A 26233-nucleotide genomic window follows, 5' to 3' on the forward strand; every position below is an offset into this window, starting at 1 on the left:
GCCACGATAGTTTAGGGGTAGCCCTACGCAAAAATAGCTCGATGCCAGGTTTTATTTTAAAAACTAAAGCCCCCTTGCAATGAAGTAAGCTAGGGGGCTTTAGTTTATCCTGAATTTAGTATTGAAAGAAATGCGCCATAGGTTTTTGAATAATTTCACCATTGATGTATTCACTAGTGGACTTGGTTTCTGGTAGCATCAGAAACTCCGCCAAAGTTATGTTTTTTGATGGTGTCTGTACGATTTGCGATCGCCTCCAAGTCCAGCAATTTTTCTTAACAACCCGCAAAGGACACAAAGAAAAAGTCAACTTTAACTTAACTCTCCCTCCGCGTACCTTGCGTTAAAAAATATATTACATCCTCTCCAATACCTGAATTCCCAGCAAAGATAGTCCCAACTTTAGAGTTCTAGCAGTCAAATCACATAGAATCAAGCGAGATGTTCGCTGCGGTTCCTCCGCTTCCAACACCTGAACTCCCTGATTGCGGTCATAAAACTGATTAAACTTTTTACTCAGCTCATACAAATACTCACATAAACGATTGGGGAGCAAGTCTTCCTCTACAGTACTAATAATTTCATCCAGTTGAAGTAAATATTTTGCCAGCGCTAATTCTGTTTCATGCTGCAACAAGACGGCATTATTTCCCAACTCCTTAAAGTTAATATCACCCTTGCGGCTAATCCCCTGAATCCGCGCATAAGCATACAGCATATAGGGCGCAGTATTACCTTTGAAATCTAGCATTTTATCGTAGCTGAAGATGTAGTTACTGGTGCGGTTTTGGCTTAAGTCTGCATACTTAACTGCACTAATTCCAACTATCCTAGCAACTTCATTAATAAATTCTTCAGTTTCTTGGCGTTCTTCTTCTTTTAATCTAGCTTTTAGGTCTGCATAGGCACGAGAAACAGCTTCATCTAATAAATCTCGTAACCGCACAGTATCCCCAAAACGAGTTTTGAATTTTTTACCATCTTCTCCTAACACCAGCCCAAAGGGAACATGCACTAATTCCACATCATCGGGAATCCATCCAGCTTTGCGTGCTACCTGGAAGAATTGAGCAAAGTGGTTTCCTTGTCCAGCATCTGTTACATAAATTATCCGCTTTGCTTGATCCTGCTGAATTCGGTAGCGGAGGGATGCTAAATCTGTAGTGGCGTAGTTATAACCGCCATCTGATTTCTGTACAATTAAGGGCAAAGGTTCACCTTCTCTATTTGTAAACCCTTCCAAGAAAACGCATTTTGCTCCCTGGTTTTCTACCAGTAACCCAGATTGTTCTAAATCTTCCACAACTTTTGGTAGTAAGGCGTTGTAGAAAGATTCACCTCGTTCAGTTAACTTGATATCCAGTAACTCATAAATTACTTGAAACTCTCGACGTGATTGTTCACACAGTAGTTTCCAAGCATGGATTGTATCTTCTGCACCTGCTTGTAATCTGACGACTTCTTGGCGTGCTATTTCTTGAAAAGCTTCGTCTGTATCAAACCGCAGTTTGGCTTTACGGTAAAAAGAGACTAAATCACCAATATCTAAAGCATTAGCGGTGGTAAGCGCTTCTGGGTAGACTTCCCGCAGATAGGCGATTAACATCCCAAACTGCGTACCCCAATCACCTACATGATTTAACCGCAAGACATCGTGTCCTTGAAATTCTAAAATCCGGGCGATGGAATCACCAATAATCGTAGAACGCAAATGTCCTACGTGCATTTCTTTGGCAATATTCGGACTAGAAAAATCCACAATTTCTTTTCTTGGCGTTTTCGCGGCTGGAACTCCCAGTCTGGTATCAGCTTGAATCTCGTTCAGTTGTGCTTCCAGGTATGCCGTTTTCAATTTCAGATTGATAAATCCTGGCCCAGCGATTTGGGGCGGTTCGCAGATTTCAGATACATCTAGTTTATCAACGATCGCATCTGCGATCGCTCTTGGTTGCTTTCCTAACTTTTTACTCAGGGATAAAGCCACATTCGCCTGATAATCACCAAATTTTGGATTGCTAGCAGGAACCAAAATTGGATCTAGTCCAGCGAAGTCAGCGCCAAAAGCCGCGACTAAAGCCTGCTCAAGCTGAAGTTTTAGTTTTTCTTGTGTAGCGTTCATATATAAATTTTATCTGTGATCAGGGTAATGTAGCTCTAGAAAAACTTGATTATTCACTTTAGCATTTCATTTTGAGCCGCTCGATTCATCAGGTGAGCATAACAGAAATTTGCATTTGCTTGTAATCTAGGAGCATGGAAGCAGATGTTCCTAGTGATACATCATGGGTGCAAAACGTCTGACATACAAAGGTAATTCAGACTTGCAGCAGCAAAAGCACGTACCACGGACGCCAATCAAATAAATCGGAAAAAGACCTATTCTCACTATTCTCGCCGAAAAGCTTTAAGTCCTTAAAGTTATACGAAGACATTTACCCACCATCCGATTACAACTTGGTAAACACAAGAGTAAATCAAATGATCAAGTTTGGTGCAACAAATTATTATAATGCTTACCGGTGGTGGTTTATTAATTTTTGATTTCAGATTTTTTTAGTTTTAGGACTTATGCAAAACTATACGCTACTAGGAGCAATTCATGAATTGCCCCTAAGAAGAAAATCAGGATTTAGGCTATTGTTTGCGTAAGTCCTGAGTGTCTCTAGTTTGATCAATTCACCCAATCGAAAAAGTTTTTTGTGACTCGACTACTAGAGAAAACATCGTATAGAGTTAGGCATTGCTTGTCTAAGAGCAAATGTATATATAGGTGAGTATCGCTTAAACCCTTGTAAGTAACAAGTACGTTTGGTTTCATCTCTATGGTGTTCAATTTGGTACAACTATTTAACCAACATACTTGACCCAAAAAGTTGACACCAATGAGCATTGCTGTGTCTTTAGCAACATATTTGGATCATTATTAAAGTGAACCAGTATTACTAATTCATCTGTTCATCCTCAAAGACGACCTGGTGAATCTTAAAATGATATCTAAAGATTTTTGATATTAGTTCTCTGGATAGATCAGAAATTTTGTCGGTAAACTTTAATATTAAAGAGTCAAAAGCAAACAAAGCAGATTTTCACGAAGGAAAAATTCAATGACTAATATTATTGCTTGGCTGGTTTTGGGTTTAATTGCAGGTGCGTTAGCTAAGTTATTTTATCCAGGAACTCAAGGTGGCGGTATTCTCTCCACTATTGTATTAGGAATCCTTGGAGCCGTTGTTGGGGGTTATTTGGGTCAAACTTTGCTAGGAAGTAGTTCGGCAGCCGCCGCATCTGTAGGAGCTTTTTCCCTTGGAAGTATTTTATTTGCTGTTCTTGGTGCTATGCTACTGATTTTCCTTTGGGGTGTACTGACTCGTCGAGCTGTGTAATCACTTCAAATTAGCTAACACTCTTGGGAATCACTTATAGCTGCAATAAACCGATAAAATGACATTAGAAAAAGAGCGAAGAACTATAGGAGTTTTCGCTAGATGTTCAGATGCACAATTGGCACTTCAGGAACTAAAAGCTTCTAATTTTCCAATGCACAAGGTTTCCCTAATTGCACGGGATGCAGAAGAACAAAATGATATTGCTAGTGTTGAAGTCAAAGATAGCACTGGCAATACATCCTCAAAAGAAGCTGCTGGAGATGTTACTGGTGACGCTTTAGAGGGTCTTACTGGCTTATTAGTCGGTTTAGTCCTCTGGGTAATTCCTAGTATAGGCCGAGTTATCCTAGCAGGATCACAAGCAACAGCAACCACTACTACTTTGGCACATGGTGCAATCAATGCAACCGCAGGTGGTTTGCACGGTGTGTTGCTAGGCTTAGGAATTCCTAAAGAGCAAGCACAGGGTTACAGTGATCTAGTTTGTAAAGGTTACTATTTGGTGATAGTAGCCGGGATAGACATAGAAATCCGTCTTGCTAAGAGGATTTTTAATCGCCGTGATATTCAACAGTGGGGTGTTTATGAGCCATACTCGACCCCAAATAGTCGCTATAAAAATGCAGTTGGTGTTTTTTCTACGCGCCAAGATACACAAAGAGCGCTTACTGAACTTAAAACTGCTGGCTTTCCGATGAGTCAAGTATCGGTGATTTCTAAGGATACAAACACTCTGAATGGTCTTACTGAGCTAGATATTAGCAGTTCCAAAGATAACTACACTACTTTAGGAATTCCTGACGATCTCGCCAGATATTATGAGCATCAAGTGGCCCTTGGCAATTATCTATTAGTCATAAATAGTACTGATATCTACATGGCAGGTGCAAGAGCTATTTTAGAGAATAACAAGATTCAACATTTTCGGATCTATAGCCAATCTGAACTTGATGCAACTAGAAGCGATCGCCAGATTATTTCAAACTTTTAGTTAAACTTCAAGCTAATCTTAAGAGGTTTGACGATATACCAGGATTGTGCATATTCCTAAAAATTTAGACGATAAATATATTCCTTGTCCTAGAAATTACATATTATAGCTATACGTTGCCTTTTGAAATATTAACTTTTCCCTATCATACTACTTGCGATAACTAAAGTTACGGTTAAGCTATATAGTGATGTACAATAGCATTGATCTCATATCAAATTTTTATTAAAATCTGATATTAAGTTTATAATCTAAGAACAAGTATTAAATTATCAGCCGCAAGATTCAATTACCAAACTAAGATGCCTGTTTCTTTTGAAAGAAGTTATGGTATCTAAAGGTTTAATAATTGTTAAATCATCAAAATGATTATTTATATATAATATTATATTATTTAAAATAGTGTTACATTCGTAAATATATTGATATAGAAATGATAATATTTGTTTGGCATACAAAAAACTAGAGATATCCTACGTGAGTAGATAGGCACAAATAAACCTAACTATGTAACAAAATATAAAGTACTCAAAACTATTGCGATTGCTTCTCTACGAGACGCTGTGCGAACGTTACAATGCGTTCCACTCGCAATGACATAGTGATAATTTTTTCCGCCCCCCTACTTAAACGAAATATCCTACATTTGTTTTGGATAGTTATAGCGGTTCTCAGGTGCATGAAATACATTACCAAAATCAAAACCTTACCACGCCAGTTGCTACAACGGGGAGCCACTGTGGTGGACGGGTTCCCCGGCATAAAGGAGCCAGCCGCTCTTTCGGGTCTCCCGACTTGAGCGGACTAGTGTCAAGTGGCGTGGGAACCCCCGCAACGCACTGGCTCCCCAATCGCTCTCGTTAGTATAGGAGATGGGAGATAAAGCACAGCTTTATCGGGGTGAGGTTAAGCTGTACCTCATTTTTATTAGGAAACGCTATAAAACATAATCACAATAGTCTCAAAAACAGAAATAATTTGAATACCTGCCTGGAATAATGTTGAATCGTTTGAAGATTGGAACCAAGATTGGAGTAAGTTTTGCCTTGAGTTTGGCAACTCTGACCACCATTGGTCTAATCTCCTACCAAAGCACCAATGATCTAATTGAAACCTCGCGCCAAGAAAACCATACCTACCAAGTGTTAAGTCAGCTTGAAGACCTCAACTTGCAAGTGACAAATGCTGAGACTGGGCAACGTGGTTACGTTATTACTGGAAAACAGAGCTATTTAGAACCTTATAACGCTGCCACTCAAGTACTGGCTCAAAAAATTAACGAACTTCAGAGGTTAACAGCAGATAACCCTAAGCAACAACAGCAGTTGGATATTTTACAGCCATTAATCACTCAAAAGCTGGCTGAACTTCAAGAAACTATCGACTTGCGTCAGAACCAAGGCTTTGAAGCTTCTCAGAAGGTCGTTCTGACAGACCAGGGCAAGCAGCTAATGGGTGAAATCCGCCAAGTTATCCAGACGATGAAAACTGAAGAGAATACACTGCTGAAACAGCGCTCCCAGAGGGCACAAGCAGCTACCCAGCAAACGATCGCTAGCATTGTCTATAGTATTCCCTTATTTTCTTTAATCTTAGCTTTGATCGGATTTGCCCTGACCCGAAATATCTCAGTACCCCTCAAGCAAGTTTCTGGTTTGGCAGAAAAAATGGCAGATGGAGATTTATCGGTGAGTTTACCAGATAGCGATCGCCTAGATGAAATTGGCGTGTTGACGCGCACCTTCAACCAGATGATCTTTAATTTGCGAAACACAACTCAAAAAAATGATCAGCAAAACTGGCTAAAATCTAACTTAGCTGAATTTACTCAGATGCTCCAAGGACAGCGAAATCTGGAAAGTGTATCTCGGATGATCTTGTCGAATTTAGCACCACTGGTTGGAGCATCCCAAGGCGTTTTTTATGCGATGGACTCAATAGACGACCAGCCTGTACTGAAGTTATTGAGTAGTTATGCTTATAAAGAGCGGAAAAATCTGGCAAACCAGTTTCGCTTGGGTGAGGGATTGGTGGGACAATCCGCCCTAGAAAAACAAAGAATCCTGCTCACAGAAGTTCCTAGTGATTATATCCGCATCAGTTCCGGCTTGGGAGAAGCTCCACCACTAAATATTATTGTGTTGCCCATACTATTTGAGACGCAGGTGAATGCCGTAATTGAACTTGCCTCTTTTGGGCCTTTTAACGAGTTGCACCTGACATTTCTAGAGCAATTGAGTGAAAATCTGGGTGTATTTTTAAATAACATCGCCTCACAAGTGCAAACCCAGCAACTACTTGAAGAGTCTGTTACTTTAACAGAGGAACTGCAAACCCAGCAAGAAGAACTACAGCAGAGCAATCAACGCCTAGAAGAACAGGCGCACGAATTAGTGGAATCACAATTTCTTGTCAAGCAGTCTAACGAAGAATTACAACAACTAAATGAGGAGTTAGAAGAAAAGGCAGAATTGTTAGAAGTTCAAAATCGGGAAGTTGCCCGTAAGAACGAAGAAGTTGAGCGGGCGAGGCAGTCTTTGGAAGAAAAAGCTGAACAACTGGCGTTGTCTTCCAAATATAAGTCAGAATTTCTCGCGAATATGTCCCACGAGTTACGGACACCGCTAAATAGTCTGTTAATTTTAGCAAGGCTGCTAGCAGATAACTCTCTTAGCAACTTGACCGACAAACAGGTTGAGTACAGTCGGACTATTTACTCGGCTGGGACTGATTTGCTGGAGTTGATCAATGACATTCTAGATTTGGCAAAAATTGAGTCGGGTACTATGTTGCTCGATATTGAGCAAATTGCTTTTGCAGATTTGCAGACATCTTTAGAGCAGACTTTCCGGCAACTTGCCCAGAATAAAAAACTCAATTTTACTATTGAACTAGATAATAAGTTACCTCCAACAATTTCTAACGACTCCAAACGCCTGCAACAAGTGCTGAAAAATCTCCTAGCTAACGCCTTTAAGTTTACAGAACAGGGAGGCGTGAAGTTACAAATTAGCATGGCAGCTGAGACAGCCGAAGTTGATAATCCGATGATTGCTTTTGCAGTTAGCGACACGGGTATAGGCATTCCAGCCGAGAAGCAGAAGATTATTTTCGAGGCATTTCAACAGGCAGATGGCACAACCAGCCGCAAGTACGGGGGAACTGGCTTGGGTTTGTCCATCAGCCGTGAATTAGCTCAACTATTGGGAGGGAGAATTGAACTAGTCAGCCAACCAGGACAGGGAAGCACCTTCACCCTGTACTTGCCCAGACAACAGGAAAATGGTCAAAATACTCTCACTACATTACCCCCTGAGCCAAACACTTTTATCCGCACGGTATCGACTATCAAAGAAGTGCCAATGGTCGAAAACAGACCCATAACTGTAGATACCTCTGCATCAGGGAAAGTACTTAGTAGCTTCCCCAGCGAAATTCCAGACGACCGGGAAATAATTCAACCGGGCGATCGCATTTTGCTAATTATCGAGGATGACGATAAATTCGCCCGCATCTTACTAGATATGGCACGTCAGCAAGGCTTTAAAACCATCGTTGCTTTACAGAGCAAACAAGGTCTAGCACTCGCGCAACAGTTTAAACCCAATGCGATTATGCTAGATATCCATATGCCAGAGATGGATGGTTGGACGGTGCTAGATCGTCTGAAACATAAACCAGACACCAGACATATACCAGTACATATACTTTCTGTTGATGAAAGACAGCAACGGGGATTACACTTAGGAGCAATTACCTATCTACAAAAACCCGTTTCTCCAGAAGCGCTAACTCAGGTATTGACTGAGATTAAAGGCTTTATTGAGCGTCAGGTAAAAACTCTCCTGATCGTAGAAGATGATCCCGTACAAGCCCAAAGTATTATCGAACTGATTGGTAATAGTGATGTCCAGAGTACAGCAGTGGGTACGGGGGCAGAAGCCCTGTTAATTTTGCGATCGCATCACTTTGATTGTATGGTATTGGATCTGGGTCTGCCCGATATGAGCGGGTTTACACTAATTGAGCAGATAAAGCTTGAACCCAGACTTTTGAAACTGCCGATCATCGTCTATACCGGCAAAGAACTCAGCCGACAAGAAGAAACCCAACTGCGGGGACTTGCAGAGACAATTATTATTAAAAATGTGCGATCGCCAGAGCGGTTGTTAGACGAAACTGCCCTGTTTTTGCATCGGGTGCAAGCAAATTTGCCCCCACCAAAGCGTCAAATGCTAGAGCAACTACATCAAACTGATCCGGTGCTAGCTAATCGGAAAATTTTGATTGTAGATGATGATCTCCGAAATATTTTTGCTCTCACCAGCTTTTTAGAAAGCTATCAAATGCAAGTACTGTTTGCCGAAAATGGTAGAGATGGTATTGAGAGGCTGCAAGCTAATCCTGAGATTAATATAGTTTTGATGGATATCATGATGCCGGAAATGGATGGTTACGAAACTACCCGTGCCATCCGCCAGCAACAACAGTTTCGCTCACTACCAATCATTGCTTTAACTGCCAAAGCCATGCCAGGCGACAAGGAAAAGTGCATCGAAGCTGGAGCTTCTGATTACATCACCAAACCTGTAGATACTGAGCAACTGCTTTCACTGCTTCGGGTTTGGCTGTATCGCTAAGGGAGTCTCTCGTTCCCATGTAGAGGCAATCCCCGTTACAAAACTTAATTACGAATTACGAATTACGAATTATTTTAACTTTTGCATAAATTCTTGATGTTCAGTGGCAGCTAAACCTGCTTGTAACACAGATAACACCGTTGCTATTTCTTCTGATAGCAAGGCCGATACCGCTAACCACAACCCCGGAAACACCTGACTGCGAATAATTCCCTGCTCATCGGTTGGTAGCGAAACATACTCGTCCGCTTGCAGCCTAAACCAATCCAACTGATTATCTAATGTTCGCCAGACAATATACTCCTGTGGGAAACTCCATCCCAAGAGTGGGTGCAGAAGGATAGTCGCCCCGTCGCTTGGGGCATTGGGCATTGGCTAAACAGGTAACTTCTTCCCCATGCCCCATGCCCCATTCCCCATGCCCAAAAACTCCAACCCAAGAGTGGGTGGAGTTTTTTATCGTTTAACATCAATCGCGATCGCACATAGCCCTCTTTTGTCACTCTTGGAAAACAGTAATCTCAGCCAAATTCTGAGACTTTGATTTAATCCAGGTTTGAGGCTCTATTTTCTAACAGAAACTAAAATTTATAGACAAAAGGTAGAAATTAAAGCCCCGTAACCGTTTGAGCGATTGGATTCTCCGAAAGTGACAAAAAAGGGTTAGTATTTGGTTTTCAAAGTTCATAAAGAAAGACAGTAATAACTAAAAACCCACACTGTACCCAATCAAGGGGTCAATGTGGGTAATTTATCGCTGTAACGCGAATGACAGCCTAGCGGAACATACTACTGACTGAAGTATCTTCATGAATCCGCCAGATAGTTTCTCCTAAAAGATTAGCTACTGACAGCACCACTAGTTGTGGAAAACGATTGTTTTCTGGTATAGGAATCGTATTTGTCACAATCACTTCCTCAAACAAACCACTAGACAACCGCTCCATCGCTGGTGGAGAGAACACCGCATGAGTTGCACAGGCGTATACCTGACGCGCTCCTTCTTCACGCAATAATCGCGCCCCTTCTGCGATCGTCCCCCCAGTGTCGATCATGTCATCCACCAACACTGCCGTTTTGCCTTTAACATCGCCGATGACATTTAACACTTCGGCAACATTATGTGCCTGACGACGTTTGTCAATAATTGCCAGTGGGGCATCATTCAGTTTTTTTGCAAATGCTCTGGCTCGTGCTACACCGCCAACATCGGGGGAAACAACCACAACATCTGGCAGTTGTTTGCTTGCTAGATAATCCAGCAATACTGGCGAACCGTAAACATGGTCAAAGGGGATATCAAAATAGCCTTGAATCTGAGCCGAGTGCAAATCCATTGCTAGAACGCGGTTGGCACCTGCTTCGGTAATCAAGTTAGCAACCAGCTTGGCGGTTATTGACTCTCGTCCTGCCGTTTTGCGATCGGCGCGGGCATAGCCATAGTAGGGAATTACTGCCGTTACCTGTCGCGCAGAAGCTCGACGACAGGCATCAACCATAATCATTAATTCCATCAAATGATCGTTTACGGGTTGACAACATGGCTGGATTAAATAGACATCACAACCCCGAATCGATTCTTGGATTTGAACGTAAAGTTCTCCATCCGCAAATCTTTTGCGAATCATTGGTCCCAAGTCAAGACCCAGATAACGAGCGACTTCTTGAGACAGTTGTACATTGGCAGAGCCAGAAAACAGCCGCAGGCGATGATTATCAGTTAGTCCTGTTGCAGATGGTTGCACTTTGAAAGTTGCAGAACTGAGCACAGCAGATCCTCTATGTGCATTCATAACAATACTATAGTTAGAGATTTAATAGATTTAATCAAGAAATAGCCTAAAAAAACATCTGTGATTTTTGTTGAAGCTTCCATACAAAATTTAAACATTTCTGTATAAAATTATCATTTGCTAATTGTCTAGTCCTCTTGGCAAAGAAGCTATTGATAGCTTAACTGACATCAAGACCGTCCACTAGGTCTATAGTTCAAATTTTTTGGGTTGAGGTAAACATTGGTGTGGTAGGTTGGTTCTTCTAATTACCTCATTCATAGCTGACAGTAAAGCATTTACAACTTAAGTGAATTGAAGTTTGTTCTCATACAGTATAGCACCTCTAACTAAGTACTTAATTAGTAGCTTATTATCACTGTAGCTAAGTATTGACAAAAATGACAATTACATGTTTTAGAAGAAACTAGCAGTAGACACAATTTCTTCACACACAAGCAAATTTTTAGATAAAGATTCGATAAAGCTTAAATAAAGGTTAAATAAAAATATTTTTCATGATAGAAAAATACTACTGAACAAGGGTAATATCATCTAGTTAAAGATTTGTAAGTATTTCTATTGAAATAAATTTTAATTAAATCGAGAAAAGTTGTTCAATCTAATTCGCTTGAGACATAAAAGCGAGAAGCATACTTATGGACTCTCGACGTACTTCAGTAGTAGAAAAATCCTTAACTACTATAACAAGTAGTTCTAAAAAGTCGGTGTACTATTTAACTGCTATGCGACCGCGACAATGGACAAAAAACCTGGTGGTGTTTGCAGCACCATTGTTTGCATTTAGCATCAATTTGCAATCTCTGCTAGGTAGTCTATTAGCATTTGGATTATTTTGCTGTGCATCAAGTGGCTTCTACTTAATTAATGATATCGCAGATGTAAAATCTGACCGTCAGCACCCTGTCAAGTGTAAGCGGCCAATTGCCGCCGGATTAGTCAACAACCATATTGCGACTGGGATGGTATTGGTGTTGTTGGCTACTGCTCTGATTTTTGGGTGGTTGCGATCGCCCCAGTTGGGTGGAGTCATAACTGCATACGCCCTGTTGCAGATCGCCTATAATCTGCGACTCAAACGGATGGTGATTTTGGATATTGGGGCGATCGCAACCGGATTTGTCCTCCGAGCCTATGCCGGTGCTGCTGCTACCGGCATCGTTTTATCATCTTGGTTTTTAATATGCACTGCGATGCTAGCGCTATTTTTGGGTATTGAAAAGCGCAAAGCAGAACTGCGGTTAGCAAAAATTAAAGGCAACAAACCTCGCTCTGTTCTCAAATACTATTCCTTGCCCCTACTGTGTCGGATGGAAAATGTCGTCACTACTGGGACGGTTGTTACTTATGCTCTTTGGAGCGCAGGTTCATACCTGCATGGAGCGCCCACCTCTTGGATGTTATTGACTTTGCCGTTTGTTTTGTATGGAATTTTTCGCTATCAACTACTGAGTGATCCCCAAGAGATTGCCAGTTCCAATGACAACACTATTGAGGAGGGTGGACGTAGTGAGCGCCCCGAAGAAGTCTTATTGAAAGACTTACCGATACTAGTCACAGTTATTGGTTGGATTCTCACCTGCTTTGTAATTCTTTGGCTGAAAAACCAAGGAATGATCGAATAAATCTTACAAGAGAAGACACCAGTACTAAATCTGTCTGGTCAAATTTATAGCTGTTTTTTCTAACAACTTGTATGAATAGTTTTACCCTTGCTGATGAGATGAAATTACCTTGTCAAAGAATGTCTGGGCTTACTGCCCTAAAAACGCGCTATCGTCCGTTTATCTGTCCTCTTGATCTGGTTCTTGCCAAGATTCCAAAAGGTGCACGTCTTTATGATATTGGCTGTGGAACAGGAGCATTACTTTATTTAGCTTTAAAGTTGCGTTCAGTAAAAGTAGCTCATGGTTATGATATTTCTTCGGAAGCCGTGAAAGCTGCCGCGGCTTTTGGAATCCAACCTGAAATATTTCAGGTTATCCATTTGCCTCCAGAAGAAACACCACCAGATTTGCATGGATATGACACTGTAACCATGATTGATGTTCTGCACCACATTCCTGCAAAACTACAAGACGATTTTCTCCGTAAAACAATTACACGGATGGATTCGGGAGCAAGGCTGATTATTAAAGACATTGAGGCATCTAAAATTTTTGGGTCTTTTATGAATCAGCTTCATGACTTGTTGCTGGCGAGAGAATGGGTTCACCAACGCCGAAGTCAGGATATTGTTCAGGTTTTGGAATCGATGGGAGCCACAGTTAGCCGGCCAGTGATTCGTTGGACTCTTTGGTATCCACACTTTCAAATTGTGATATTAGTCCCTTAAGCTATGACGGGAGAAAATTTGATGAAATTTATAGATGAGAAATCCGATATCTGTTTTCAGAAAACTCTTTACTATCTTTGCCTCGTGGGTGTATTTGCTCATTCAAGGAAACAACCAACTAGGTTTTAAAAGGAACCCCCACAGACTACCACCACAAGCTTATACACTGGCAAGCATCGAAATTGACTGGCTAAAAACCTGTAGGATTCAAGGTGTAATCCTAGATTTAGATAACACTATTGTATCGGAAGATGACCAGTACCTATCTCCTTGTGCAGAAGATTGGATTACCCAAGCAAAGTTAGGTGGATTGCAATTTTTTATCCTTTCAAATGGGAAACGTCGCTATCGCGTCAAATATTGGTCTGATCGTCTTGATATTCCAGCGCTAAGTCCAGCGAAAAAACCCTTTCCCTCTGCATTTCGACAGGCAATAGCTTATATGCAGTTACCAGCCAAACACATACTCGTCATTGGTGATAGTTTACATACTGATTTTGTCGGAGCACTACTTTGTGGATGTAGCTACATCCAAGTTGCTAGCCTACCACACCCGCCCCGATGGTGGGAAAAACTTGCTGGCAGATGGGTGCAAATACCTTATCCATGTGAAGCAGAACTTTGGGATTTTGATGGATCTGCTGCTTATAAGAGTTTCTTCTAAATTGCTCTTTTTATCAAAAAATATCACGTTGTCAAGTGAGTAAACTTTCCCGATGAATAACCAAATCATTTTTAGTTTATTGATTTTAATCACAGTGGTGTTAAATACACTGGCTCAAAATCTATTGAAACTCGGAGCCGGACAAAATCCGTTAAATATCTATTTATTGGGAGGGATTATTAGTTATGGTCTGAGTGCAATTTTTTATGTAGTAGTTTTAGCTAAATTGAATTTATCTGTTGCCTATCCAATAGTAATAGGCTTAACAATTATAGTCACAATGATCACTGGGGCTGTAATTTTGCGAGAAAAAATTTTATTTTCCCAATGGTTAGGAATGGGTTTGATGTTGAGCGGTATCGGGGCAATCGCTTTAGGTAAACATTGATTATTTGAAGAATAGTAAGTTATGTAAGCAAAAGTGACAAGAAAGACATAAAACGCTTTATCGTTGCATCACTCATAGACTAAAGAGGAGATAAAATTATGATTAGAATCCAAAATCAGAGATGGTCGAGATATGATCTATTTATTTTAATAGTGATTATTTTGAGCGTTTTTCTGCGCTTTTTTATGTTGGCAAACCAGAGTCTCTGGTATGATGAGGGTTTAAGCTTAACTAATTCTGATGTCTCGACATTTCAAGAAAGCATTACGAGAGTTAGACACATCGGAAATAGTGATAGATTCCAACCACTATACTTTATAGTTCTGTTTTGGTGGCGTCAGGTATTTGGTGAAACTGAATTTGCCCTTCGCTCACTCTCTGCTGTTTTAGGAATTGGCTCAACTATCGTTATATTCTTTACTGCTTTCCGAATATACGGAAAAAAGCACGCCTTATGGTCTCTGCTAATCATGACATTCAGTTCTTTCTGTGTTAACTATAGTCAAGAGGCAAGAATTTATTCCTTAGCAATGTTTATAGCCTCACTGCAACTATATTTCTTTAGCAAAGTATTAGCTAAAAATGAAGATAATCAAAGTGTCTCAAAATTACTGTTTAGTATTTTTATTCCTTTAGGTATTTTTAGTAACATTACTATGTGGCTTTTCACTACAGCCTTATGTGTATCTCATATTGCCATCTATAGAAATTTCAAGCAATGGCTGCAATGGTGGATTCCTGCTGCGTTTTTATCTATACCGTCAATTCTATATCACCTGACTTTACCTGGAGCAACTGATCCAGAAACAATTCCAATTAATCGTTTGGGATTACCCATAATCCAAAATATTCTTTTTGTGTTACATGGAATTTTAGTAGGGATAACGTATGGACCTTCAATGGAGCAGTTGCGCGGCGATAATAGAGTGCAGGTTATGGTTAGTTACTGGCCCCAGATACTTTTATTATTGATTGTCGGTACTACAATTTTATTGGCTTTAGTAAGAGTTTTATTGATACACAAAAAAAAGAGCAGAGAGCAACATCCTGATTACTTTTTTGCTTCTGTTTTTGTCATAGCATTTTTGCTGGGATTGCTCTTAGCTATAGTCGCCAAAACTAATTGGGTGCCACGTCACTCTTATTATCTTTGGTTGCCACTTGCCATGCTTATCCCATCGGCTTTGAGTCAAAAACCTGGTATCGGTTCAAAGCGTTATGGAGTGTCTCAATTGGCTCAAATTGCTGTGATCTCTCTGATAGTTTTGAATATTTATTCTCTTTTTAATTATTACTTCAATGAGAACTATCAAAGAGATGACTATCGCTCTGCTGTCCAGTACCTGATAAAAAATCGAAGTTCTTCTACACAATCTGTATTTTTATTTGGTAATCCCAGATTATTTACATACTACGGTGACACTCTAACTCTGGATGGAAGAAATTTGGGAGATCGGTTAAGAAAGGGAATTACGAATGAAAATTTTGCCGAAAAAATTGAAAAATTAACAAATAGTATGGATACAGTTCTCGTCACAGTTAATCGTGATTATCAATTTCCTCAAGGATTGATTGAAAGAGAGATGAGTGATTTGTATAAGCTGGATTCTCAAGTTAATTTTGCATATTTCAAAATATATCGTTTTACCAAGAAGAGTAATTGAATTGGCAATTGAGGACTATTAGAATTTGGTAGGGATTCAGCAGAAAGAGGATCAAGCTTAAACCCAATAAGCTTGGGTTTAAGCTAAATTCGTAGCTCAAGCTGAAGACTGCTTATTAACAAACTTTGGGGGTTTAAGGTGAATTCTAGTAATAAAATTACCATAACCGTTGGTTTCGACAACATAGGTATTTTTTTCATCAGAAATCACCTAAGTCCCCTGCCTCTATAGGCAGCGCGAATTGAAGCCTAAGCTAAATCCCCGTCACAAAACGTAATTGCGAACTTGTACTGAGCGCAGCCGAAGTATTGCGAATTGCGAATTGGTTTAACTTGCCTAATATCGTTTGTTAGAGTTATGCGGTACAAAACGACCTGCTCCCCTAGGGATGTACCCATTGGGTATAGTAGAATATTGCCGCAGGTAACTGTCCGTCGCCTCTTGGACTAAATCTTTGTGGGTGACTTCCTCCTCAGTTGCTACTACACTCAATCAATCGATCATGCAACCACCGATTACAGTTGGCACTGTCTTGCAAAACCGTTACCGCATAATTCAAATTCTCGGACAAGGAGGATTTGGTAGAACCTATCTAGCAGAAGACCAGAGGCGCTTTAACGAACTTTGCGCGATCAAGGAATTGATTCCAACAGCAACGGAGGCTTTGGCTTGGGAGAAGGCACAAGAACTTTTTTACCGAGAAGCTGCTATTTTGTATCAAATACAACACACACAAATACCTAAATTTCGCGAAAGATTTGAGCAAGACCAACGCTTATTTTTGGTAGAGGACTACGTTGCAGGTCAAACGTACCGAACTCTGCTGGTTGAACGTCAAGCTGTGGGTCAAACCTTCTCAGAAGCTGAAGTATTGCAGCTGATACTGTTGTTGCTGCCTGTTTTAGAGCATATTCACAGTCGAGGGATTATTCACCGGGATATCTCGCCAGAAAATATTATTTTGCGAGATAGTGACGCTAAACCTGTGTTAATTGACTTTGGGGTGGTAAAGGAACTGGCAACGCGTTTACGATCGCCAGAGAGTGCAATGCCACAAACCACTGTGGGAAAATTAGGCTACTCTCCTAGTGAACAAATGCAAACAGGGGGAGTTTATCCTAGTAGTGATTTGTATGGATTAGCGGTGAGTGCAATTGTTTTGCTGACTGGTAAAGAACCAAGGGATCTATTTGACCAAAACCAACTAACTTGGAATTGGCAACGGTGGGTAAAAGTTAATCCGCGATTTGCCCTGGTTTTGAATCGAATGTTGAATCATATACCAAGCGATCGCTACCAAAGTGCTGCTAATGTATCGCAAGCACTGCAATCTCTGACTAAACCCAGTGTTTCTACCCCCGATGTATCGAACTTGCAAACAATGGCTGTTAGTCGCCGTCCTCAGCTAGTATCACCAGCAGCTTCACCCAGGAAACAACCCGCTCCGGTGATTCCACCAAGTCCCACTAGCTCAGTTCTGGATAATCCCTTAGCGATCGCAGCAATTGCCACTGCTGTAGTGATCGTAGCGGGATTTGGTTCTTGGACACTGGTAAGTTCCATCCGCAGTCAGTCGAAAACACCAACTGAGACGCTTCCACAAAATTTCCCTTCACCAGTAATTTCTGGTGGTACTACATTCACATCCACACCGACACCCACTAACGATCAACCTGTTGTATCTACTAAGCGCCTCAATCTGGCAGCATTTAATAACACAGCCACAGTTAAAGATACTCTCAAAACAAATCAAATAATTCGGTACACTTTTTTTGGACAGGAAGGTGACAAGTTAACTGCTTTTATTGACCCAGGAAGCAGCGTTTTGCTAACAGTCTTAAGTCCCAATCAACAACCATTTGATCAGAATGTCCAGCAAGTAACATCCTATGTAGGTAGATTGCTGCTTACTGGTAGATATAGTATTGAGTTAACACTGGTTTCAGGAGTTGCCGAAAGCAATTACAATCTCAATGTTGCACTAGAAAAACCAGTCAAACCAACACCGACAGAAACACCTCTGCCAGTTCCGACAGAGACACCCCTGCCAGTTCCGACAGAAACACCCCTGCCAATTCCGACAGAGACACCCCTGCCAATTCCGACAGAAACACCTCTACCAATTCCGACAGAAACACCTGTGCCAATTCCGACAGAAACACCCCTGCCAATTCCGACCACTGGTGAAACGCCAACTTTTCCTCCGGTTGATGGAACACAACCGTTTTCTGGCCAAAGAAATTAATGTTAAACACACTATTGATTACTGGAACTGATACCGAAGCAGGTAAAACTGTTTTAACAACAGCGTTAGCAGCCTATTGGCAAAAATATTATCCGCAGCGTAGCTGGGGAATCATGAAACCGATTCAATCGGGAATTGGCGATCGCGAATGGTATCAAAAGCTATTTACACTAGAACAATCCCCAGAAGAAATTACACCTTTATACTTTCAAGCACCTTTAGCCCCTCCCATAGCAGCAGCACGGGAAAATCGCCGAGTAGATTTAGCACTTGTGTGGCAAGCTTTGTCTAAGTTGCGATCGCATCGTGATTTTGTGCTTGTAGAAGCCTTGGGAGGATTAGGTTCGCCAGTAACTGAGGAATTGACAGTAGCCGATTTAGCCGGAGAATGGCGTTTACCAACGGTATTGGTAGTACCCGTTAGATTGGGTGCGATCGCTCAAGCAGTGGCAAATGTAGCATTAGCTAGACAATCGCGCGTCAATCTCAAAGGCATTGTGCTGAACTGCGTACAACCCCGAACGGATGCAGAAATAGCTGACTGGACACCACAGCAATTGATTCAATCACTCACTAACACACCAGTTTTAGGCTGCTTACCTTATCTAGATAACCTGACTGATTTAGATAAACTTGCTCAAATAGCATCAGATTTAGATTGGGAAACACTGACATTTTAAATTGGGCATTGGGCATTGGGTATTGGGTATTGGGTAGGTATGATTATTAGCGTAGGCGTAGCGCACCCAGGCATCGCTCTTGGGAGAAAAACTTTTTGGTTTACATTAGATAAGACTTGAGCACTGATGGTAGCTCGCTCAAGCCAGTCACAGTTCTGACATAACTCGGTAATAGCTTTGTCAATAAGACATGCAATGGTGAGTAAGGATAAAATTATCCTTACTTTAGTGACACACAAGGCAGGATTTACCTGCCTTATTTCATCATTGGGAGTAAAACGCCACTTGATTAGCAGCTTTCGTTTGTGTCAGATATGTATGGTTAAAGACGTTTTTAGAATTAGCAAATGGTATTTCCTTGTCTGACGGCACGCTGCGCGAACACACGATACATTTACACGGTGTATTTATTGTATTAAATAAAGAATAATTCAAAATTTGGTGTGGGACTTAAACCCGTTTATTCATCCCACACTCGTACAGAAGTCATTCTGAATTCTGACTCCTGAATTCTGATTCTTAAATGTCATTCAAGTACCATATCTTAGTCACACAAACGTCACTGGCATAAGTTAATTTGTCGGTATTTGATTAACAGTAAATTAATTACGCCTGATATCATGATGCTTTCTTTTGTAGTGGCGAGTGCAGTCTGTGGCAACGGTAGCGAAGTAAATCTAGACTTTGCTAACTTAAGCTGGATTGACGTGATTATTTTAGGCATCGTTCAGGGAATTACAGAACTACTGCCAATTAGCAGTACTGCTCATTTGCGGATAGTGCCAACTCTACTGGGACTGAAAGATCCGGGATCTGCTTTTTCCGCAGCAATGCAGTTAGCTAGCTTGACTGCTGTTTTAGTCTATTTTTGGGAAGACTTAAAAAAATTAACCGGAGAGACAGTTAGAGCAATTAGCGGGCAAGACTATCAATCTAATTCTTTGCAACTGATGTTAGGTTTATTGCTAGGAACCTTACCCATTGCTGTGGCTGGTGTGCTACTCAAACCAATTCTTAACGCCTGCAACTCACCAATCCGAGGGTTAGTAGTTATCGGTGCGGCTTCAATTATTATGTCAGGATTGCTGGCGATCGCCGAAAAACGTGGAGGACGCGATCGCACTTTCGACAACCTCACCCTCTGGGATGGGATTTGGGTAGGGGTTGCTCAAGCTTTTGCCCTGATTCCTGGCGTTTCTCGTTCTGGTTCCACTCTCACCGCCGGGTTATTTTTGGGCATGAAACGGGAGACATCTGCCCGATTTTCTTTTTTGTTGGGCTTACCAGCCGTGATTTTGGCAGGTGCTGTAGAACTCCACACTCTTACGCAAGCGGGACTGAGTGCGGCTGGTTGGTTGACTTTGTTGGTGGGCTTAACCTCCGCCAGCATTTCAGCTTTTCTAGCAATTTGGGGACTCCTACGCTACCTGGAAAAACACAGTACCTTGATTTTTATTTTCTACCGCTTGGCAATGGGTGTATTTTTGATAGTTGCTGTAATGTCTGGTTGGTTGCAGAATTGATTTTAACTGATAATAGGGTATTAGTAACATCGGAACAAAAAACTAGGAGCATCGGTATTAAGCTGTTGGACATTTAACTTGTATATCATCTGGAAGTAGAACTCTTGTGGGGTGGGCCGAAAAGCCCGCCCTAGTTATGCAAAATAATCCAAAACTTTTTCGGCACTGAAACCCTTGTTTTATCTTGAAGTGAAATTGGTATGACGATATGGACATAAACCCGATTGACCTGGTTGAGCCGGAAAACGATGAACCCGAAACGTCAGCTAACCGTGAAAAACGCAAAAGTCGTTTAAATAGTGCTGTTGCAATTGCAGTTGCATTGATCGCAACCTTTATGGGAATATGCAAAGTCAAAGACGATAATCTGGTTCAGGCAATGCAGCAAGCTCAAGCAAATAAAATTGACGATTGGGCGTTATACCAGGCTCGTAATATTCGTGAAGAAATAGCCAAATCTAATGTGACGCAACTTAAATTGCAATCTCTTTCTCAACCTTCTGCGGTGAGGGCTGACTATGAAAAACAGATTGCGGCTTATCAAGTAATTGCTGATAAAGAAGACCAGAAAAAGCAGGAACAGAAGGTAATTGCCGAAAAAGATCAAACAACCTATGACCAGCTGAATTACCATGACGACCAGTTTGACCTAGCTGATGCCTCCTTGTCGCTGTCTGTGTCGCTATTTGCCATCACATCTCTATCTCAGAAAAAATGGTTGTTCTATCTCGCCTTGCTTCCAACTATATTTGGCTTGGTCATGGGGTTATCTGGATTATTAAACTGGCAACTACACCCCGATGCTTTGAGCAAATTACTATCCGAAAATTTCTTAGAAAAGCCAGCCGAAAAAAAAATAGTGTTTTCCACTCGCACTTCCCCAAATCCCAAAGTATTGTGAATTGATTAAACAGAATAAAGGTGCCAGTCGCCAGAATTCATAATGAATTTTGTGCGACACTTCAACAGGCTCAGTGCATCGCTGGTGGATGAATAAACGGCGTTTTTGCACCTCCACCAAATTTTCTTGTTTTGTGGTCAACTTTCGTAGTGGCGGGTCTGAATCCCCCACTGATTGCATTCTGACGAATGTATTCTGACGAATGTATTCTTCTTCAATAATTAAGAAGATTCTGATTCTTCCCTAGTCCCGACTCCCTACGATAAACTGGGAAAGTCAACTAAGTTAGCTGTACTTAAACTAGTTTGTCTTCATAATGGTTTCTACCTTTCCCAATCCCTCTTCTGTTGACCTATCTCGCATCCGACTGGCAATCCGTTCATTGCAACCCCAATTGGTAGAGTGGCGGCGGCGATTGCATCAACAACCAGAGTTGGGTTTTCAAGAAAAACTGACGGCTGAGTTTGTATCACAAAAGCTGCAAGAATGGGGAATTGAGCATCAAACTGGCATTGCCCACACTGGCATTGTTGCCACCATCAAAGGTAGCAAACTCTCCACTCCCGACTCCCATTCGGCTACGCTCACGGCAAGCCCACTCCCCACTCACCAAGTTTTAGCGATTCGGGCGGATATGGATGCTTTGCCAATCCAAGAACTCAACGAAGTGCCCTACAAATCGCAGCATGATGGAGTGATGCACGCTTGTGGACATGATGGACATACTGCGATCGCTTTAGGTACAGCTTACCATCTCCAGCAGCATCGCCAAGACTTCTCTGGTACCGTGAAGATTATCTTTCAGCCAGCAGAAGAATCACCAGGCGGCGCAAAGCCGATGATTGAAGCTGGAGTGCTGAAAAATCCTGATGTTGACGCGATTATTGGTTTGCACTTATGGAATAATTTGCCCTTGGGAACAGTGGGTGTGCGGGGTGGGGCGTTGATGGCAGCTGTGGAGTGCTTTAACTGCACAATTTTGGGTAAAGGTGGACACGGCGCACTACCCCATCAAACGGTGGATTCAGTTGTAGTTGCTGCCCAAATTGTCAATGCCTTGCAAACCATTGTCGCTCGGAATGTTAATCCCATTGATTCAGCAGTGGTGACAGTGGGCGAACTTCATGCTGGAACCAAGCGGAATGTGATTGCTGATACAGCGAGAATGAGTGCCACTGTCAGGTATTTTAATCCTAGTTTTAAAGGCTTTTTCCACCAGCGTGTCGAGCAAATTATTGCCGGAATTTGTCAGAGTCAGGGTGCGAATTATGACTTAGAATACTGGTCACTTTATCCACCAGTCATTAATGATATTAAGATGGCGGAATTGGTGCGAACAGTAGCAGAAGAAGTAGTAGAAACTCCGTTGGGTATTGTGCCAGAATGCCAAACTATGGCTGCTGAAGATATGTCATTCTTCTTGCAAGAGGTTCCTGGTTGCTATTTCTTTTTGGGTTCTGCTAACTCCGCGAAAGACTTGGCGTATCCCCATCATCATCCCCGATTTGATTTTGACGAAACGGCGTTGGGAATGGGTGTGGAGATGTTTGTGAGATGTGTGGAGAAGTTTTTTAGTTGAGTGGGTGTAAATTAGATGTTTTTAATCAAGTTATATAGCAATCCTAAATCATTTGTGAAAAGTTAGATCCCCGACTTCTATGAGAAGTGGGGGATCTGGACACCACGAATTTTGACAAATCAGATAGGACTGCTATATCATGTCCGCTTGATTACTTATTAAACCCGAATCACCCCACCCCTTAGCAAGGGGTGGGGTGGGGTGCAATGACTAATAAAATCCTTTTCAAATCGCAAACCTGCTAATATTTCTGTGTAAGCTGCGATATTCTGCCTTGTTTCCCTATCCGAAATTGTAGCAACACTCTGGGCAACTTGGGATAATAACCCTTGGGGTGAATCTGTCTGTGTTAAAGGTGCTAACGGTAATAATGCAGGATTATGGAGAAATAACGCCGAATCTTGTTCCCACATTCTAACCAAATGCATTTTTGTACGCAAAAGCAACAAATGTGACTGCTGATTTAACTATTGCGATCGCAAAAGCAACAAATGTGACTGCCAATCTAACTATTGCGATCGCAAAAGCAACAAATGTGACTGCCAATCTAACTATTGTGATCGCAAAAGCAACAAATGTGACTGCCAATCTAACTATTGCGTAGGCGTAGCTGCTCGTTATTACCTATTTTGTGGTTGAGTGGGGAATGTTCTGTAGCTTGCACCCTGACATCTAATAGTGAAGCTGTTATGCTTCAAAAAATATAATATGACGCGATCGCAGAAGTTGTGTTATGAAAACGCTCAAAGTCTTAGAAAATACGAAAATCTTTACTATGAAGCTTTTTCGGTAAATGCGTAATTTCTACACGAATGGAATCAAATGCTACTGTAACTAATCAACCTTTAGCGTTTAATCATCAGTAATATGCAAAAAAATTGAAAAAATTATGTTAAGTATCCCTATTAACCTAATTAACCTAAATTTACCTCGTACACCCCGTATAGTAACTTCCTTACCTGGGCCTCGTGCTCAAGCAATTGTACAACGCGATCGCGCCGTAACTTCCCCTTCTTACACCCGCGATTATCCCTTAGTTGCATCTCGCGGTCAGGGCTGTATGGTGGAAGATGTGGATGGCAATGTATTTCTGGATATGACCGCAGGTATTGCCGTTACCGCCACCGGACACGCCCACCCAGAAGTCGTCAAAGCAATTCAAGAACAGTCGGCGCGTCTGCTGCACATGTCAGGGACGGATTTTTATTATGAGCCGATGGTGGAACTAGCAGAACAACTAGCGATTCGCGCCCCCTTTCCCCAGCCACAGAGTAACACTGGGTTTCCCGCAAAAGTATTTTTCACCAATTCTGGGGCAGAATCCAACGAAGGAGCCATCAAACTAGCTCGATATTACACCAAGCGATCGCTAATCGTAGCCTTCTTAGGGGCATTTCACGGACGCACATATGGGGCCATGTCTCTCACTGGTTCCAAAGCAGTGCAGCGAGCTAATTTTGGGCCTTTAGTTCCTGGGGTTACTCATATTCCCTACGGCACTCACGCTAGCTTAGATTACCTGGAACAACAGCTATTTGGCACAATTTTACCACCGCAAGAAGTAGCGGCGATCATAGTCGAACCGATTCAAGGAGAAGGTGGGTATATTGTCCCCGAAGATGGTTTTTTAAAACGGATTCGGGATATTTGCGATCGCCACGGTATTCTGATGGTAGTGGATGAAGTGCAAACGGGGATGGGGCGGACTGGTCGCTTATTTGCCATCGAGCATTGGGGTGTTATGCCTGATATCATTACTACAGCCAAAGGCATCGCTAGTGGTCTGCCATTAGGAGCGATACTTGCCAGACCTGAGTTAATGACTTGGCCTCCTGGTTCTCACGCCACCACATTTGGCGGCAATCCCGTAGCTTGTGCTGCTGGTATTGCCACTCTGCGACTGCTGGAAAGTGGTTTGATGACTAACGCTACCCAGATGGGAGAATTATTACAAGCTAGTCTTACCGAGTTGCATCAAAAATTTTCCAGACTATCGCCGCCACGAGGTAAAGGTTTGATGGTTGCAGTGGACTTATGGGATGAACAGGGTAATCTTGATCATAAATTGCGCGATCGCATTATCCAAGAAGCTTTTTTACGAGGTTTATTATTGCTTGGTTGCGGTAAAGCAGCAATTCGTTTCTGTCCACCTCTAGTTATCGACAGCGACCAAATTCAGGTAGCCCTTCAGATTATCAGCGAGATTTTAAGTTCTTAAAAGATGAAGGGGAGTGCGGGGATGAGGGAGATGAGGCAGATGAGGGAGATAAGGAGGAAAATAATAATTCCTAGCTCTTGACTCAGCACTCTCAATGCCCCATGCCCCATGCCCAATGCCCAATGCCCAATGCCCAATGCCCCATGCCCAATACTTTATGAAACCTGAAATAGCCTTTCATTTATGGAAATTACTTTGGCAAGAATACAGCACCAGAGTAAATCATGCCCGTACCTACCAGCAAATGATTACTGCTGCGGGTGGGACTGTCGCCAACGACCACATCGCCTTTCGGTCTCTGCGTTTATTAGTAGATAGTCCACAGGGTCAAGTTAACTTGGGAATTGACTACCTGGGGCAACTTGCAGAAGCTTTAGGTTACGTGGCGGCTGGAGAATATAATTTTGCTCAAACCCATTTATACGCTCGTCATTATCGTCATCCGCAGCAAGAGGAATTTAACTTACCCAAACTGTTTATCAGCGAGTTGATTGTCGATGAATTGCCTGTTAATATTGCCCAACTCATCTCTAAAACAGTATCTTCAATCTCAGACGAACTGACCTTACCTCTTACTTTTCTACAAAAAGACGGGAATATTGAAACCATCGCCAAACAACTCCAGCAAGTTTTCACCCGCCCTTGGCTACCTCCCCAGCGTTCTGTTGTCGAAGAAGTGAATCAGGTTACTCAATATGGGGCATGGGTGTTGCTGCACGGATATGGTGTCAATCATTTTACAGGTTACGTTAACAGCCAGAACACCCCAGAATATCCAGACATTGATACTACCGCCACTGCTTTAGCTAACCTGGGTGTACCAATGAAAGCAGAGATAGAGGGAAATGTTGCTTGTGGTTTGCGGCAAACTGCAACTCAAGCAGTAACAGAAATGGTGACTGTGTTAGATGATAACAGTGGCGCAGAAATTCAGATCCCTTGGACTTACGCCTATTATGAAATTGCCCAGCGCTATTTAGTGCAAGTGGAATCTGGAGAGCAAATACTTTTCGATGCTTTTTTAGGAAATAATGCCCAGCAATTGTTTGAAATGACTCGTCTGTTTAAGTAGCCCAGAGTTGAACTTGACTTTAGAGTATTGGGAACGAAGAAAACAAAAGTGCAGGTCGATGCAACAAGGGTGCAGGTCGATGCAACAAGGGTGCAGGTTGATGCAACAAGGGTGCAGGTCGATGCAACAAGGGTGCAGGTCGATGCAACAAGGG

The 26233-nt window shown here is 41.9% G+C and carries 20 protein-coding genes and 3 pseudogenes; 18 read left to right on the plus strand and 5 right to left on the minus strand.

Annotated features, from left to right (window positions below; genetic code table 11):
- Nucleotides 1-136 precede the first annotated feature (136 nt).
- Nucleotides 137-244: pseudogene (locus tag PUQ00_RS24985) on the minus strand (Uma2 family endonuclease); the annotation flags it as partial.
- Between the two features lie 111 nt (nucleotides 245-355).
- Nucleotides 356-2119, minus strand: coding sequence for an arginine--tRNA ligase (argS, locus tag PUQ00_RS24990; RefSeq protein ID WP_300421839.1), 1764 nt, complete (start codon nucleotides 2117-2119; stop codon nucleotides 356-358).
- A 547-nt stretch (nucleotides 2120-2666) separates the two neighbouring features.
- On the opposite strand from argS, the pseudogene PUQ00_RS24995 reads away from it, so the two are divergent.
- The 5 genes and pseudogenes from PUQ00_RS24995 to PUQ00_RS25015 all read left to right on the plus strand — a co-directional run.
- Nucleotides 2667-2871 (plus strand): annotated as a pseudogene (locus tag PUQ00_RS24995) (IS4 family transposase); the annotation flags it as partial.
- 233 nt (nucleotides 2872-3104) lie between these two features.
- Nucleotides 3105-3383: a GlsB/YeaQ/YmgE family stress response membrane protein gene (locus PUQ00_RS25000; protein WP_300421841.1), complete on the plus strand. Its 279-nt coding sequence runs from the start codon at nucleotides 3105-3107 to the stop codon at nucleotides 3381-3383.
- Between the two features lie 58 nt (nucleotides 3384-3441).
- Nucleotides 3442-4377, plus strand: a complete 936-nt coding sequence (locus PUQ00_RS25005) for a general stress protein (protein WP_300421843.1) — start codon at nucleotides 3442-3444, stop codon at nucleotides 4375-4377.
- A 651-nt stretch (nucleotides 4378-5028) separates the two neighbouring features.
- Nucleotides 5029-5241, plus strand: a complete 213-nt coding sequence (locus PUQ00_RS25010; RefSeq protein WP_300421844.1) for a hypothetical protein — start codon at nucleotides 5029-5031, stop codon at nucleotides 5239-5241.
- A gap of 134 nt (nucleotides 5242-5375) precedes the next feature.
- The gene (locus PUQ00_RS25015) at nucleotides 5376-9017 is read left to right on the plus strand and encodes a response regulator (RefSeq protein WP_300421846.1); all 3642 of its coding nucleotides are present in this window, start codon (nucleotides 5376-5378) and stop codon (nucleotides 9015-9017) included.
- A 69-nt stretch (nucleotides 9018-9086) separates the two neighbouring features.
- Here the strand turns inward: PUQ00_RS25015 and PUQ00_RS25020 are convergent, their stop codons facing one another.
- Together PUQ00_RS25020 and PUQ00_RS25025 are read right to left on the minus strand one after the other, a co-directional pair.
- Complete coding sequence (locus tag PUQ00_RS25020; RefSeq protein WP_300421847.1) at nucleotides 9087-9389, minus strand: hypothetical protein; 303 nt, start codon at nucleotides 9387-9389, stop codon at nucleotides 9087-9089.
- Between the two features lie 404 nt (nucleotides 9390-9793).
- Nucleotides 9794-10810, minus strand: coding sequence for a ribose-phosphate pyrophosphokinase (locus PUQ00_RS25025; protein WP_300421849.1), 1017 nt, complete (start codon nucleotides 10808-10810; stop codon nucleotides 9794-9796).
- Between the two features lie 638 nt (nucleotides 10811-11448).
- Between PUQ00_RS25025 and PUQ00_RS25030 the strand changes: the two genes are divergently transcribed.
- The 10 genes from PUQ00_RS25030 (at nucleotide 11449) to PUQ00_RS25075 (ending at nucleotide 22789) form a co-directional block, all read left to right on the plus strand.
- Complete coding sequence (locus PUQ00_RS25030) at nucleotides 11449-12435, plus strand: decaprenyl-phosphate phosphoribosyltransferase (protein ID WP_300421851.1); 987 nt, start codon at nucleotides 11449-11451, stop codon at nucleotides 12433-12435.
- Between the two features lie 71 nt (nucleotides 12436-12506).
- On the plus strand, nucleotides 12507-13145 hold the full coding sequence (locus PUQ00_RS25035; RefSeq protein ID WP_300421852.1) for a methyltransferase: 639 nt from the start codon (nucleotides 12507-12509) through the stop codon (nucleotides 13143-13145).
- A 34-nt stretch (nucleotides 13146-13179) separates the two neighbouring features.
- Complete coding sequence (locus PUQ00_RS25040; RefSeq protein WP_300421854.1) at nucleotides 13180-13809, plus strand: YqeG family HAD IIIA-type phosphatase; 630 nt, start codon at nucleotides 13180-13182, stop codon at nucleotides 13807-13809.
- Nucleotides 13810-13861: 52 nt separating this feature from the next.
- Complete coding sequence (locus PUQ00_RS25045; protein ID WP_300421856.1) at nucleotides 13862-14197, plus strand: SMR family transporter; 336 nt, start codon at nucleotides 13862-13864, stop codon at nucleotides 14195-14197.
- Nucleotides 14198-14295: 98 nt separating this feature from the next.
- A complete protein-coding gene (locus PUQ00_RS25050; RefSeq protein WP_300421871.1) occupies nucleotides 14296-15861 on the plus strand; it encodes a glycosyltransferase family 39 protein in 1566 nt (521 codons plus the stop codon).
- Nucleotides 15862-16363: 502 nt separating this feature from the next.
- On the plus strand, nucleotides 16364-18106 hold the full coding sequence (locus tag PUQ00_RS25055; RefSeq protein ID WP_300421872.1) for a protein kinase: 1743 nt from the start codon (nucleotides 16364-16366) through the stop codon (nucleotides 18104-18106).
- Nucleotides 18106-18786, plus strand: coding sequence for a dethiobiotin synthase (gene bioD, locus PUQ00_RS25060; RefSeq protein ID WP_300421873.1), 681 nt, complete (start codon nucleotides 18106-18108; stop codon nucleotides 18784-18786). The genes PUQ00_RS25055 and bioD overlap by 1 nt, the downstream gene beginning before the upstream one ends.
- Nucleotides 18787-19373: 587 nt before the next feature.
- Nucleotides 19374-20309 (plus strand): undecaprenyl-diphosphate phosphatase, encoded by a 936-nt coding sequence (locus PUQ00_RS25065; RefSeq protein ID WP_300421875.1) that lies wholly within the window; start codon nucleotides 19374-19376, stop codon nucleotides 20307-20309.
- Nucleotides 20310-20517: 208 nt separating this feature from the next.
- Nucleotides 20518-21210, plus strand: coding sequence for a DUF4337 domain-containing protein (locus PUQ00_RS25070; protein WP_300421877.1), 693 nt, complete (start codon nucleotides 20518-20520; stop codon nucleotides 21208-21210).
- Nucleotides 21211-21526: 316 nt separating this feature from the next.
- A complete protein-coding gene (locus tag PUQ00_RS25075; RefSeq protein WP_300421879.1) occupies nucleotides 21527-22789 on the plus strand; it encodes a M20 family metallopeptidase in 1263 nt (420 codons plus the stop codon).
- Between the two features lie 212 nt (nucleotides 22790-23001).
- Here PUQ00_RS25075 and PUQ00_RS25080 read toward each other — a convergent pair.
- Nucleotides 23002-23211, minus strand: a pseudogene (locus PUQ00_RS25080) (hypothetical protein); the annotation flags it as partial.
- Nucleotides 23212-23219: 8 nt separating this feature from the next.
- Between PUQ00_RS25080 and PUQ00_RS25085 the strand changes: the two are divergent.
- The 3 genes from PUQ00_RS25085 to PUQ00_RS25095 all read left to right on the plus strand — a co-directional run bounded on the left by PUQ00_RS25085 (nucleotide 23220) and on the right by PUQ00_RS25095 (nucleotide 26079).
- Entirely contained in the window at nucleotides 23220-23393 is a 174-nt protein-coding gene (locus PUQ00_RS25085; protein ID WP_300421880.1) for a hypothetical protein, read from the plus strand.
- Nucleotides 23394-23678: 285 nt separating this feature from the next.
- Complete coding sequence (locus PUQ00_RS25090; protein WP_300421882.1) at nucleotides 23679-25007, plus strand: acetyl ornithine aminotransferase family protein; 1329 nt, start codon at nucleotides 23679-23681, stop codon at nucleotides 25005-25007.
- Between the two features lie 157 nt (nucleotides 25008-25164).
- Nucleotides 25165-26079: a DUF1338 domain-containing protein gene (locus PUQ00_RS25095; RefSeq protein WP_300421884.1), complete on the plus strand. Its 915-nt coding sequence runs from the start codon at nucleotides 25165-25167 to the stop codon at nucleotides 26077-26079.
- The last annotated feature ends 154 nt before the right edge of the window (nucleotides 26080-26233 follow it).

The organism is Nostoc sp. S13, assembly GCF_029379315.1.
GTDB lineage: Bacteria > Cyanobacteriota > Cyanobacteriia > Cyanobacteriales > Nostocaceae > Nostoc.